This is a genomic window from Methanoregula sp. (genome assembly GCF_002835825.1).
Taxonomy (GTDB): domain Archaea; phylum Halobacteriota; class Methanomicrobia; order Methanomicrobiales; family Methanospirillaceae; genus Methanoregula.
On the sequence record NZ_PIZH01000022.1, the window covers coordinates 1 to 12,138 of the forward strand.

The following is a 12,138-nucleotide window of genomic DNA, read 5'->3' on the forward strand; positions in this document are numbered from 1 at the left end:
GCCGTAAGGCTCTGTTGTAACATAATCCGCTGCCGCTTTCGTTTGTGCATCGGCATTGGCCACGGCAATGCCAATCCCGGCGGCCTGCAGCATCTCGATATCGTTCACCGAGTCCCCTGCTGCAAGGAACTCTTCCGGCTTTTTGCCAAGGGCATCGGCAAGGGTCAGGAGCGTGGTCCCCTTGGTGATCCCCGGGGTCTGGAGGTGGATGGCAAACCCGGTGTCGATGACGTTGACCGGGTGATCGGAGAGGAGCCGCCGCACCTCATCTACCGAAACGGTCCGGGCGAACGCGAGGTCGGCAAACCGGTAGGTCGGGCTGTAGAGGTTCAGTTCAGTTCCCTGCTTTCGGAAATAGGCCTGGAGCGCCTCAAGAGCCACCCTGACGGCAGCCTGATCCCCCATGATCCTGGGTGTACCGTCAAACCCAATCCGGTACACGCCCCCGTTCTCGGCAATAAACGTTCCTTTTGTTCCGATCATCTTGCAGAGGGCGTCCATGAGGCAGGAGGTGTTCCCGCTTGCGAGCACTACCTCGACCCCGTTGTCCACGAGCGAGCGGATTGTCTCGATGGCGCCGGTATGGATCCTCCGGTCGGGACCGGTGATGGTGCCGTCGATGTCGGTGATGAGTGCTTTCAACACAATTATACTTCTGGCGGCCTGGCATTAAATCATCACGATTGAGAAAAAAAAGAGAGGGTTCCCGGTATCCCGGGAGATATCACACAGACTTGAGACCTGCCTCTTCGACCATGAACGGCGCCTCGCCCTCAGGGAGGTTGGGGCTGTCCACGAGACGTGCAATGCGTTTCCCTCCCTTGCTCTTCCGGAGGTAGAGACGGAAGGTCGCGGTGTGCCCGACGATGTTGCCACCGATCGGCTTTGTCGGGTCGCCGAAGAAGACCGCCGGGTTGGACATGACCTGGTTGGTTACAAGGCCCACGGCGTTGTGCTCGTCGATGAGCTTGAAGAGCTCGTGCATGTGCCGGTTCAGTTTCTGCTGCCGGGCGGCAAGCGTGCCCCGGCCGGCGTACTCTGCACGGAAGTGGGCGGTGAGCGAATCGATGATGAAGAGCTTGACGGGTTTGCCGTTCTCCTTGAGCTCGGTAGCGAGCTCGCGGGAGTTGTCGATTAAGAGCATCTGGTGGTCGGAGGTGTGGGCCCGGGCGATATGGATATTGTCAAGAAACTCCTGGACATCCGGAGCATTGTCGAGGCCGAGGCCGTTGACCATCTGCTCGATACGCTCCGGGCGGAAGGTATTCTCTGTATCGATGTAGATGACGCTGCCGTTAAGTCCCCCGTCTTCTTCCGGGAGCTGGACGTTGACTGCCATCTGGTGGACGATCTGACTTTTACCGGAACCGAATTCACCGTACATTTCGGTGATGGCCTGGGTCTCCATGCCTCCTCCCAGCAGGGTGTCCAGTTCCGGGACACGGAACGAGAGTTTCCGGACATCCTTGCGTGCTTCAAAGATATCCTTGCCGGCCTTGAACCCCCCGACATCGGCAGCCTCCCGGGCGGCCGTGATGGTCTTCTTTTCCGTGTACCTCTCTCTTCTAACCATCTGACGCTGCTCGGCCGGTGATGCCGTTGCTATGCTCTCGACCGAGAGGTAACCGGCTTCCCGGAGTTTTTCCGCAGTGCTCGGGCCAACGCCCGGTAAATCTTCAATCTCGAGTGGTCCTTCAGCCATTTCTTGTAACACTCCTATGGCACAACAAGATGGAAAAGACTAGCGTATAAACCCCCCAGCGTGCGCAGGGTGAAAGTGCTGCTCAACCGTCCAGGGCTTTCTTTACAGACGCTATGTGCGCTGTTACCGTCTCAGGCGTGATCGCTATTGGTACTATCTCTTCCGGCAGGATACGGCTGCCCTGTACTGTACCGGTGACCCTCAGTTCCGTCCCGGCAGGGAAGTCTGCCTCGATAAGGTACCGTTCGCTGCCATTGTCGATGAAGGTGCACCCCGGGCCCGGGATGATGGTCCCGGAGAAGACAATGGGCCGGGCCCGTTCATCGGGGACCCTTACCACGCTTCCCCGGCCGGCTGCAAGCTCGATGTTCCCGAACCGGCCGGGTTTTGCGGTGGCATGGAAGACCTCGATGGTGTCCCCGGTGGCCAGCGGGACGAGGGCATGATCGCCCCAGAGCACAACGTTCAGGTCGTCGCTCCCATCAGTAATTACGATATTTCTCACCCATGAGGAATTGCCGTTCCGCGTGGTGAACGACCGGGGCTGCTGCACCTGCTTCACTTTGCCCGTAACGGAATAGATCCCCTGGTCGCTCACCGAACCTGGTGGCGTGAACGGGACGGACACCGCCAGGTCCGTGGGAACGACCGTGCTCTTCTCGTCCAGGCTGTAACTCCGCCCCTCGTCGCGCTGGTTCGGTTTTGCCCCGGTAATGTGGAGGCAGGTTCCCGGTGACACGGGCAGGAGGAGTTCCGGCGCCCATGCAACAAGCCGTGCGGTCCCCGCGGCATCCGCAATAAGGGCCTCCACCATCTCCCCGGTCGTTCCGTCGCGGCGGGTATATGACCGGGGTTCCCCGCGGAAAACCAGGAGAACGTTGAGGTCGACCGGCTCGTTCGAGAGGCTGCCGTTCCCGTTTTTCTGTACCGTGCCGGCGATCTCGATGCTGACTTTCCGCAATGCCAGTGCATAGATCTCCCGGGTATTTTTCCCGGGGTGGCGGCCAATGACTTCGAGGACTTCGCCAGCCTCGACATCCAGCGCAGCCCCTGCTTTCTCATCCCAGAGGACAACACGGGTGGTCCCGGTCTCATCGCCAAGGAGGAGCGTTGCGACCCAGCCTTTCTCCCCGTCGGCCCGGTCGAACTCTTTTGGCTCGGTCTTGTCAACGACTTTCCCGAAAAAAGAAAAAAGGCTGGACTTTGCACTGAGTCCCTTGATCTTCACGTGCTCCCGGCCCAGCTCGCCGACCACCATCATTGCGGCAGTCGGCTCGTCCACGAGGTCCCCGCACTCGTCGATCTTCTTCTCTACGCGCTGTTCGAACTCCTCTTTTGTGATGAGGTCGTCGACCAGCGCATGGTGGAAGAGCACAGGGCAGGTCCTCCGCTACTTTTGAACAGGAAGGCCGCTTTTGATCATGGAGTGGCGGGGGAGGTTCATAGCTGCATCTTCCGCATCCGCTCGATCGCCTCGTTGATCCGGGCAACCGGTCGGGTGATGGCAAAGCGCACATAGCCTTCGCCGCTGGCACCAAAGCCGACACCCGGGGTTGCAACGATCCCGGCTTCGGTGAGGAGACGCCCGGCAAAGGCCATGCAGTCCTTTGCGGGGACCCAGACATAGAAGGTCGCTTTCGGGAGCGGCACATCGAAGCCAAGGCCCTGCAGGCCTTTTACCAGCACGTCGCGACGCTCCTGGTAGATTTTGCAGGCATCCTTCACGCAGTCCTGCGGACCGGACAGGGCAGCGATGGCAGCGTGCTGAACGGCATCGAAGACCCCGGAGTCCACGTTCGTCTTGACCCGGCCGAGCCCCGCGATAACCTCGGCATTACCGACCGCCATGCCGATACGCCAGCCGGTCATGTTAAAGGTTTTCGAGAGCGAGTGCATTTCGATACCGACCTCCATGGCACCGGGGGTTTCGAGGAAGGAAGGTGCCTTATAACCGTCGAAGGAGACCTCGGAGTACGCATTGTCCGAGACCACGACGATATTATTGTCGCGGGCAAAGTCCACGACTTCCTTGTAGAACCCTGCCGGGGCTATGGCGCCGGTCGGGTTGTTCGGGTAGTTGATGTACAGGATCTTTGCAGCCTTTGCCACCGTTTTCGGGATATCGGAGAGCACGGGAAGGAAATTATTCTCCCGTAAAAGCGGCATATCGTGCACCGTTCCCTCGGCAAAGAGCGTGCCCGTCCGGTACACGGGATAGCCGGGGCTTGGGGCAAGGACATAGTCGCCGGGGTTGACGAACGCTTCGCCGATGTGGGCGATACCGTCCTTGGAACCCATCAGGGCAACGACTTCCTTATTCGCATCAAGTGTAACGCCAAACCGCTTCCTGTACCAGCCGGCAACGGCGCTCCGGTAGGCCGGCATGCCGGCATAGTCCGGGTAGTGGTGGTTTTTGGGATCCTTTGCAGCCTCGATGAGCGCCTCGACGATATGGGGCGGTGTTGCAAGGTCCGGGTCCCCTACGCCAAGGTCGATGAGGTCGACGCCTTTCTTCCGCTGTTCGGCTTTCATCTCGTCGATCCGTGCAAAAAGGTACGGCGGGAGACTGCTCATGCGTGATGCGTACATAAGTACTCACTATTGGCGCTGGCGTCTATAGAATCTAACGCCTGCATGTCGCCCGGAAGAGAGCGAGGATATACGCTTATGAGCAGGGAACGGCAACACGTCACCTATGGAAAAGAACGAAGCAGACCTGCAGGAGATCTGCGTGATCTGGTCAACGGTCCCCCTATCCCGTTCAGAGGATATCTCAAAGCGCCTTCTGGAGAAGGACCTCGTTGCCTGTGTCAACATCACCCCGGTACGTTCCCTGTACCGGTGGAAAGGTGAGGCCTGCGATGACGAGGAACACCTGCTGATCATGAAGACCCGCCGGAGTCTTGCCGATGCCGTCATACGGGCATTAAAGAGCATGCACCCGTACGAGGTTCCCGAGATCATTGTCCTGCCGGTCATTGCCGGCCACCTGCCCTACCTTGCCTGGGTACTGGAGGAGACGCGCGGACCATGATCCATGTCCATCGCGGGATCCAGGTCACTGGCGGCATTGCACAGGAGACCGACGATGCGGTTGTCATCGAGGACCGGTTCGACCTCCTGCTGAACGACAGTCCGGTGACAACGATGGTTGCGAGCCGCGACCAGCTGCGGGAACTGGGCGCAGGGTACGTGATCAGCGAAGGGCTGGTCCGGTGCGTGGACAAGGTGAATCTTGACGGGGACAGGATCCTGGTCTACTCCGATACCGGCTGCGACCTGAAGTGGAGGAAGAGTGAGACCGGATCCTCAGGAGGGCAGAGTTTCATCTCTCCTGCGCAAACGGTGGTGTCGGATATCCGGGTCACCCCCGATGATGTGATCGCTATCACCCGGGAGATCGAGACGGAACTCTGGCGAAAGACCGGGGGGGTCCACTGCTCGGTGCTCTTCTGCAACGGGAACCTCCTTGCCAAGAGCAGTGATGTGGGCCGGCACAACACGGTCGACAAGCTCGTGGGCTATGCGGTCCTGAATGGTATCGATCTCTCCCTCTGCGTGATCGGCTGTACCGGCCGGCAGCCCGCAGGGATGGTCCGGAAATCCGCCCATGCCGGCATTCCGGTAATTATCTCGCGGGCGGCAACGACCGACAAAGGGATCGCCGAGGCAGATGCAGCCGGGATCACCCTCATCGGTTTCTCCCGGGGGGACCGGTTCACGATCTACACGCACCCCGGACGAATCACACCGCTTGCTTAAAAATAAGTCCTCTGCTTCTATACGCAAGATTATTTCCTGTGGCTGATTAAAGAAAGTACGATTATTCAGGGACGGGTCAATTGTGGCAGATGAACAACCAGCTAAATCCGCAACAGCTCTCCTCGTGCTCGGGTGCCCGCAGGTGCCGGTGCAGACGAGCATTGCGCTGTATCTTATCAACCGGCTGAAGAAGGCTGGGATAACGCCGGTCGTTGCCGGCAACAAGGCGGCAAATACCCTGCTCGTGGTTGCAGACCAGGACCGCCATTACCTCGGGGAAGTGATCGACCTTGACCGGGCCATAGGCCTTATCACGGACGGTAAGCGCACGTTTGACTTCTGCTTTGTCTTCATCCACAATGATGCGGGGGTCAGTTACGCGGCAACACTTGGGGCAATTTCGCAGGCAAAACTCTACGGCCTGGTGTATGGCGAGCATTTCGAGGATCAGGCAAAAAAGATCGACTTCCCCTGCACGGTCATAGCGGCAAAGGCCGTCCACAACCCCCTTCCCCTGAAGAAAGCAATCGACGAGGTGGCACCATGGGCTGCGTAGAATCGATGAACTACGAGATCGTCCTCCGGGACGCGACATTCAAGGAATCGCGGGACTACATACGGGGCCATTTCAAGGAATCCATTGACGTGCAGCCCGGCTTCAAGGTCTTCGATGTCCATGTCATCGGCCTCCCCCCGATCGCCATCGGGCTTGACGGCGATTTCGTCATCTTCCCGTACACAAAACCCTGCCACGGGACCTTCCTCCTCCGGGTCGAGGACAAGGCAGAGGCAGCCCGGCTCCGGGCATTGAAAAAGTAACAGCCTGACTCTCCTCCCGTTTTCTGTGTGCCGGAGGTTGTACCTCGCAGTCTGTGATACTCAGGGATACTCAGGCGTTGTGGGACAAAGCATCCGGTGACAATCCCCTATCGCTATATATCTGGTAGATCAATAAGGAACTATACGGGGTGAGCATGGCCGGCAAAGCAAAAATCCTGCTGATGGACGACGAGCAGATTATTCTTGACGTGACAAACGAAGTCCTCGCGTTCCTTGGCTATGATGTCATGTTTGCCCAGGACGGGACGGCCGCGGTTGAGTTGTACAAGCGTGAAAAGGAGGCCGGGGCCCCGTTCGATATCGTCATCCTCGACCTCTCCGTCCCTGAAGGCATGGGCGGGAAGGAGGCGATACAGAACCTGCGGGAGTACGACCCTGCGGTGAAGGCCATCGTCTCCAGCGGGTTTGGAAACGACCCTGCGGTCACTGCATATGCCGACTACGGGTTCTCCGCAAAGCTCACCAAGCCCTACAAGATCACTGACATGAAGGCAATCCTTGAAGATCTGCTGAAAAAGTAACGGGATACCGGCCCCGTGCAGTCCTGTCAGGTACCGGCTTTTCTCTCAATTTTTGTAATTGCGTTGTCTGTTGCACGCCGGACGTACTCGTCCTTGTCGTCGGAAAGTGCCCGGAGGGCATCGAGCGCACGGGCATCGCCGATGTTGCCGAGGGCATCTGCGGCTCCCCAGCGCACGTACCAGTCACCGCTCTTCAGGCACTGGATCAGGGTATCGACCGGGGCATCGCTCCCGAGCTTCCCGAGCGCCCAGGTGGCCGGGACCTGCACAAACGAGTCCGGTTCCTTGAGGGCCTTGGAGAGGCAGACTGCGGCCCTTTTGTCGCCGATCTTCCCGAGCGCGTCGGCAGCGCTCCAACGGACGAACCAGTCCATGTCGTTCACCGACTGGATCAGCGGTTCGACAGCCCGCGTGTCTCCGATCTCCCCGAGGGCCCACGCTGCCCGCACCCGGACCCACCAGAGCGGGTCCTTCAGGGAAAGGATCAGCGGTTCCACGGCAGGTTCCCCGATGATCGAAAGGACATAGGCGCTCCGCCACTGGGTGTCGCTGTCCTCGTCATGCAGGGCTGTAATCATGGGGGGGATCGCCACCGGCCCCATCCCGGCAAGGACCCGGGTTGCATGCCACCGGACATCGTGGTCCTCCTCGGACAATGCCCGGAGCAGCTGCGGGATCGCCCGCTCCCCGATATGCCCAAGGGCAAGGCCGGCCAGCCACCGGATATCGTGGTCATTCTCCCGCATGGCACGGATCAGGGGCTTGATTGCCGGCTCCCCGATGTCCCCGAGTGCAAGGGCAGCCCGCCACCGTATCCCGAGGTTCTGGTGCCGGATCGCCTTGATGAGCCCGTCCATGTCCATGCCGCTTGTCGTGTGGATGGAGTAGGCCTTCCTGTCGGTACCTGTATTCTGCATCTCCAGTCTGTTCACCCCTGTTCTGATGATTGGTTTCGTGCTATTTGAATATGCCGAATGAGCAGGATCCGGGGAGATCCGGGGCAGGGATAAGGATATCCGGGCTGATTCCGGTTTTTCCGGGCATGTTTCGTGCAACCATGCCAACGTATATACGCACCATGGCAGCACCGTATCATACGGAGATACCATGGCAGAAGAACGGGAAGTATCGGTTCTTGTCGGGGGGAGAGCAGGGGATGGGATCAACAATGCCGGTGCACTGGTAGCCCGGCTGATGAGCCGGCTCGGATACCGGATCTACCTGTATTTCGATTACCCCTCGCTCATCCGCGGGGGGCATAACTTCGCCGTGATCCGTGCCGCCACCCGCGAGGTGGGAACCTGCCGGGAGAAGGTGGATTTTGTTCTTGCCTTAAACCAGGAGACCGTGACCCGGCACCAGGGGATGGTCCATGACGGTACCGCGTTTGTCTTCAACGCGGATCTGGTGAAGTCCGAAGGCCAGGGCATCCCTGTCAAAGCAATCCTTGCAGCTGAGCAGGCCCCGGAGATCATGGGGAACTCTGTCATGATCGGCGGTTTTGCAAAGGCTGCCGGTATAGAATGGGCACAGGTCGAGGACGTGTTCCGGGCAGCGCTCCCGAAGGGGACGGATTTGAACCTGAAGGTTGCAAGGAGGGCGTACGACCAGCTCGCGGTTGTCCGGAAGATCCCGGAACGCGGGAGCCCGCCGCTTTCCCTGGTGACCGGGAACGAAGCGATCGGGCTCGGGCTTATCCGGGGCGGGCTTGATGCTTATGTCTCCTACCCGATGACGCCCTCGTCAAGCCTTCTGCACTTCCTTGCCGGTGAGAAAGAGAAGTTCGGGATCACGGTTGTCCACCCGGAGAACGAGATCGCCGTTGTCCTGATGGGGCTCGGGTTTGCCTATGCCGGAAAAAAGGCAGCGGTCGGCACCTCCGGTGGAGGGTTCTGCCTGATGACCGAGGGGCTCTCCCTTGCCGGTATGGCCGAGCTGCCGCTTGTCTTCGTGGTCTCCCAGCGGACGGGGCCATCGACCGGTCTTCCCACGTACACCGGGCAGTCCGAGCTTCAGTTCGTCCTGCACGCCGGGCAGGGGGAGTTCCCCCGGCTGATTGTTGCCCCCGGCGATGCCGGTGAGGCCCTCGCCTGGTCCGCCATTGCACTGGACATTGCCTGGCAGTTCCAGGTCCCGGCCTTCATCCTTCCCGACAAGACCCTGTCGGAAGGGACTTACAGTGTTGACACCGCTGCACTCCCCTCGCGGGAAGACGGGCCTGCGGGACCGGGCAGGGCCGCATCCCCCTCACTCCCGTACCGCCGCTATGCCGATATGCCCGATGGAGTCTCGCCTCCTGCATTCCCCGGCACCCCGGGTGCGGTCGTGAAAGTGAACAGCTATGCCCACGATGAATACGGGTATACGACAGAAGAGGGAGACATGGTCTCCCTGATGACAGAAAAGCGGCTCCGGAAGCAGGAGGCGCTCGCCCGTGCAATGAACACCTTCCCGCAGGTCAATGTCCTTGGGAAGGCGGATGCTCCCGTGGCCCTCCTCTGCTGGGGGTCGACAAAAGGTGTCTCTGCTGAAGTGGGAGATGCCCTTGGGCTCCGGGTGGTCCAGCCGGTTGTCCTCGAACCGTTCCCCACAACCCAGCTCAGGGTTGCCCTTTCCGGCACGACAAAACTTATCTGCGTTGAGGAGAACGCGACCGGCCAACTGGCAGCGATTGCGTCAGAATACGGCATCGCCGTTGATGAGGAGATCTTCCGGTATGACGGGCGCCCGTTCACGTACGAGAGCCTGCTGGCAAAAGTACAGGAGGTGATCCTATGACCGGCCGGAACCTGATCACGGATGTCCAGAACACGTGGTGCCCAGGGTGCGGGAATTTTACCATCCAGCACACGCTCAAGGCGCTCCTTGACGGATGGGAGAAGGAAGGACGGTCGCTTGACAACGTGGTCCTCGTCTCGGGGATCGGCTGCCATGCGAAAATTGCCGATTACCTCAACATCAACAGTTTCTACTCCCTCCACGGCAGGACGATCCCGGTAGCGACCGGGATCAAGCTGGCCAACCCTGACCTCACGGTGATCTGCTGCTGCGGCGACGGGGACTGTTACGCGGAGGGGCTCGATCACCTGGTCTTTGCCGCGAAACGGAACATCGACATCACGGTCATTGTCCACGACAACCGGGTGTACGGCCTTACCACGGGCCAGTACACGCCCACGTCCCCGCTGGGATTTAAGGGGAAGTCAACGCCTTCCGGTACGGCAGAACTCCCGCTCAACCCGGTCGAGCTGATGCTTGCCTGCGGGGCAACGTTCATTGCACGCGGGTACACGAAGAAGATGGACCAGCTCAAAACCCTGATCCGGGAGGGGGTAGCCCACAAGGGATTCTCGTTCATCGACGTGCTCCAGATCTGTGCAACCTTCTTCCCGGCGGCCGATTACTATACCCCGCGGGTGTATGAGCCGGCCGACCACGATCCCGCGGACTTTCAGAAAGCCTGCCTCCTTGCCCGGGAATGGGACTACAACTCCGATGCCCGCATAGCGCTCGGGGTCCTGTACCGGAAGAGCATGCCGGGGTTCGGCGAACGGGTGGCAGTACCCAACAGGACAGCATCCGAGAGGGAGCAGGCAGTCCGGGACATCATTGCAGCACGGATTTAACCCGGGCGGTTCCATGGATGAAAAGAGTGCCCTCGTACGGAGACCCCGGGTTACCGCGAGGGCCGGGAATTACCGGAAGAAGGAGAGCATTCGTGAGAAGCAGGGAAAATGACCGGAAGGCCGGATCGGCCGAACAGCCCGGAGGTCCGTGGGACTGGATGCAGACTGCCACCGGCCGCCTGATCCTCCTCCCCCTCATCCTTTCCGGTGCCTGGATCCTTGAGATTTTCCTCTTCCAGGGATGGCCTCATGTCTTCCTGCACCCGGAACCCTTCGGGCTGCTCTTCTATACCCTGATGACCTGTATCTTTATCGGGATCCTTGTCCCCGTGGCGCTCATGCGGCAGGCATTCCTCCGGGGGGATGCCAACATGCACCAGCTGGGATTCCGATCCACGCGGCGCACCCTCCTGATGGCCGGCCTGACCCTGCTGATTGTCTGGATGGCAGTTGTCCTCCAGAATCCCTTTGCCACCGATCGCCCGGGGTTCGTTTTTGTATACCTTCTCCTGCTGCCGACCGGCATTGCTACTGCCATGGTCTGCTGTGTCCTTGCCGGGACGCACGTGCAGGCGTTCGTCCGCGAGCGGGGGGCACTCGTTGCCATCCTTGCCGGGACGGCTGTATCGGCGCTGCTCTTTGGCCTCTCCCTGACGGCGCACTTTCCGGACGCCGTGACCCCGGTATCTTTCCTCCGCTTCCTCTCGGCCGGCGCCCTCTCTGCCCTCTTCTTCTTTGCCGTGCGGGATGTCTGGGCGGTCTCGATTGTGGTTACGGCCAGCCTTGTCTGGCTCACGGCCGGGTGGCTGGACCCTGCACAGGTCTCCCTGCACTATCCCGCAGTCCTCGCCGCAGCCCTGCTCAGTGCAGGTATCCTGGCAGCACTCCAGTGGTACCTGTCCCGGCATTATATCACCATCCCTGCCCCGCCCGGATAATTCCCATGATGGCTGTTCAGACAGGGGAGCAGTCATACGTATCATGCGGTCCTCTATGATTGCCTCCTGCTGGATTGCCACCACAATCCTTAACAGGATACACCGGATATCCGGTACTGATGACGGGATCGCTCATCACCCCCGAAATCTTTGCGTTTGTTATTGTACCCGTCCTGATCTTCCTTGCCCGTGTCTGCGACATGAGCCTTGACACGATCCGGGTGATCTTCGTCTCGAAAGGGATCCGTTACCTGCCCGCAATCGTCGGTTTCTTTGAGGTGATCATCTGGCTGGTTGCCATCGGGCAGGTGATGAATAACCTCACCAATGTTGTCTGCTACCTTGCGTACGGAGCCGGGTTCGCAACCGGCACCATCATCGGCATGGCCATCGAGGAGCGGCTCTCGCTCGGCCTTGCCATTGTCCGGATCATCACGGATGAGGACCCGGCCCGGCTCCTCCAGGTCCTGCGTTCGCACGAGTTCGGCGTTACGGCACTCGACGGGGAGGGGGGCAAGGGCAGGGTGAAGGTCATATTCACCATCATCAAGCGGCAGGATCTCCCGCATGTCGTCTCGATCATCAAGGACTTCAATCCCGATGCCTTCTACTCGGTCGAGGATGTCAAATCAGTGGCAGAAGGAGTCTTCCCTTCCCATAACTCCCATGCACTCCTCCGGTGGGCAGATCTCCTGAACCTCCGCCCGAAGGGGAAATGAGGGATACTCCTCCCTCCCGCAACCAATACC

14 protein-coding genes are annotated in these 12,138 nt (G+C 59.9%); 9 read left to right on the forward strand and 5 right to left on the reverse strand.

The annotated features are described in order from the left end of the window. The 4 genes from CW742_RS01625 to CW742_RS01640 form a co-directional block, all read right to left on the reverse strand. On the reverse strand, positions 1 to 645 hold a 645-nt coding region (locus CW742_RS01625), incomplete at its 3' end, for a phosphoglycolate phosphatase (protein WP_292415726.1). A 79-nt stretch (positions 646 to 724) separates the two neighbouring features. Next, positions 725 to 1,702, reverse strand: a complete 978-nt coding sequence (gene radA, locus CW742_RS01630; protein ID WP_292415728.1) for a DNA repair and recombination protein RadA — start codon at positions 1,700 to 1,702, stop codon at positions 725 to 727. A gap of 82 nt (positions 1,703 to 1,784) precedes the next feature. Next, positions 1,785 to 3,077 (reverse strand): nucleic acid-binding protein, encoded by a 1,293-nt coding sequence (locus CW742_RS01635; protein ID WP_292415730.1) that lies wholly within the window; start codon positions 3,075 to 3,077, stop codon positions 1,785 to 1,787. Positions 3,078 to 3,142: 65 nt separating this feature from the next. Beyond that, the gene (locus CW742_RS01640) at positions 3,143 to 4,291 is read right to left on the reverse strand and encodes an LL-diaminopimelate aminotransferase (protein WP_292415731.1); all 1,149 of its coding nucleotides are present in this window, start codon (positions 4,289 to 4,291) and stop codon (positions 3,143 to 3,145) included. Between the two features lie 106 nt (positions 4,292 to 4,397). On the opposite strand from CW742_RS01640, the gene cutA reads away from it, so the two are divergent. The 5 genes from cutA (at position 4,398) to CW742_RS01665 (ending at position 6,825) form a co-directional block, all read left to right on the forward strand. After that, entirely contained in the window at positions 4,398 to 4,736 is a 339-nt protein-coding gene (cutA, locus tag CW742_RS01645) for a divalent-cation tolerance protein CutA (RefSeq protein WP_292415733.1), read from the forward strand. Beyond that, complete coding sequence (fdhD, locus tag CW742_RS01650; protein WP_292415735.1) at positions 4,733 to 5,464, forward strand: formate dehydrogenase accessory sulfurtransferase FdhD; 732 nt, start codon at positions 4,733 to 4,735, stop codon at positions 5,462 to 5,464. Before cutA ends, fdhD begins: the two co-directional genes overlap by 4 nt. 82 nt (positions 5,465 to 5,546) lie before the next feature. Next, positions 5,547 to 6,020, forward strand: coding sequence for a DUF1890 domain-containing protein (locus CW742_RS01655; RefSeq protein ID WP_292415737.1), 474 nt, complete (start codon positions 5,547 to 5,549; stop codon positions 6,018 to 6,020). Then, positions 6,008 to 6,283 carry a DUF1894 domain-containing protein gene (locus CW742_RS01660; protein ID WP_292415739.1) on the forward strand — a complete coding sequence of 92 codons (276 nt, stop codon included), beginning with the start codon at positions 6,008 to 6,010 and terminating at the stop codon, positions 6,281 to 6,283. Before CW742_RS01655 ends, CW742_RS01660 begins: the two co-directional genes overlap by 13 nt. Positions 6,284 to 6,438: 155 nt before the next feature. Continuing rightward, positions 6,439 to 6,825, forward strand: a complete 387-nt coding sequence (locus tag CW742_RS01665; protein WP_292415741.1) for a response regulator — start codon at positions 6,439 to 6,441, stop codon at positions 6,823 to 6,825. A gap of 26 nt (positions 6,826 to 6,851) precedes the next feature. Here CW742_RS01665 and CW742_RS01670 read toward each other — a convergent pair whose 3' ends face one another. Next, on the reverse strand, positions 6,852 to 7,742 hold the full coding sequence (locus tag CW742_RS01670; protein WP_292415743.1) for a HEAT repeat domain-containing protein: 891 nt from the start codon (positions 7,740 to 7,742) through the stop codon (positions 6,852 to 6,854). 190 nt (positions 7,743 to 7,932) lie between these two features. Here CW742_RS01670 and CW742_RS01675 point away from each other — a divergent pair, with 190 nt between their 5' ends. The 4 genes from CW742_RS01675 to CW742_RS01690 all read left to right on the forward strand — a co-directional run bounded on the left by CW742_RS01675 (position 7,933) and on the right by CW742_RS01690 (position 12,108). Beyond that, the gene (locus CW742_RS01675) at positions 7,933 to 9,603 is read left to right on the forward strand and encodes a 2-oxoacid:acceptor oxidoreductase subunit alpha (RefSeq protein ID WP_292415745.1); all 1,671 of its coding nucleotides are present in this window, start codon (positions 7,933 to 7,935) and stop codon (positions 9,601 to 9,603) included. Next, positions 9,600 to 10,451: a thiamine pyrophosphate-dependent enzyme gene (locus CW742_RS01680; RefSeq protein ID WP_292415747.1), complete on the forward strand. Its 852-nt coding sequence runs from the start codon at positions 9,600 to 9,602 to the stop codon at positions 10,449 to 10,451. Before CW742_RS01675 ends, CW742_RS01680 begins: the two co-directional genes overlap by 4 nt. 92 nt (positions 10,452 to 10,543) lie before the next feature. Further along, positions 10,544 to 11,389, forward strand: a complete 846-nt coding sequence (locus CW742_RS01685; RefSeq protein ID WP_292415749.1) for a hypothetical protein — start codon at positions 10,544 to 10,546, stop codon at positions 11,387 to 11,389. Between the two features lie 119 nt (positions 11,390 to 11,508). Further along, complete coding sequence (locus tag CW742_RS01690; protein ID WP_292415751.1) at positions 11,509 to 12,108, forward strand: DUF2179 domain-containing protein; 600 nt, start codon at positions 11,509 to 11,511, stop codon at positions 12,106 to 12,108. The last annotated feature ends 30 nt before the right edge of the window (positions 12,109 to 12,138 follow it).

What these genes read in the sequence shown, in the direction of transcription:
- radA (WP_292415728.1), bottom strand. Translation starts at nt 1,702, where the DNA reads ATGGCTGAAGGACCACTCGAGATTGAAGATTTACCGGGCGTTGGCCCG.
- CW742_RS01640 (WP_292415731.1), bottom strand. Translation starts at nt 4,291, where the DNA reads ATGTACGCATCACGCATGAGCAGTCTCCCGCCGTACCTTTTTGCACGG.
- cutA (WP_292415733.1), top strand. Translation starts at nt 4,398, where the DNA reads ATGGAAAAGAACGAAGCAGACCTGCAGGAGATCTGCGTGATCTGGTCA.
- fdhD (WP_292415735.1), top strand. Translation starts at nt 4,733, where the DNA reads ATGATCCATGTCCATCGCGGGATCCAGGTCACTGGCGGCATTGCACAG.
- CW742_RS01660 (WP_292415739.1), top strand. Translation starts at nt 6,008, where the DNA reads ATGGGCTGCGTAGAATCGATGAACTACGAGATCGTCCTCCGGGACGCG.
- CW742_RS01665 (WP_292415741.1), top strand. Translation starts at nt 6,439, where the DNA reads ATGGCCGGCAAAGCAAAAATCCTGCTGATGGACGACGAGCAGATTATT.
- CW742_RS01670 (WP_292415743.1), bottom strand. Translation starts at nt 7,742, where the DNA reads ATGCAGAATACAGGTACCGACAGGAAGGCCTACTCCATCCACACGACA.
- CW742_RS01675 (WP_292415745.1), top strand. Translation starts at nt 7,933, where the DNA reads ATGGCAGAAGAACGGGAAGTATCGGTTCTTGTCGGGGGGAGAGCAGGG.
- CW742_RS01680 (WP_292415747.1), top strand. Translation starts at nt 9,600, where the DNA reads ATGACCGGCCGGAACCTGATCACGGATGTCCAGAACACGTGGTGCCCA.
- CW742_RS01690 (WP_292415751.1), top strand. Translation starts at nt 11,509, where the DNA reads ATGACGGGATCGCTCATCACCCCCGAAATCTTTGCGTTTGTTATTGTA.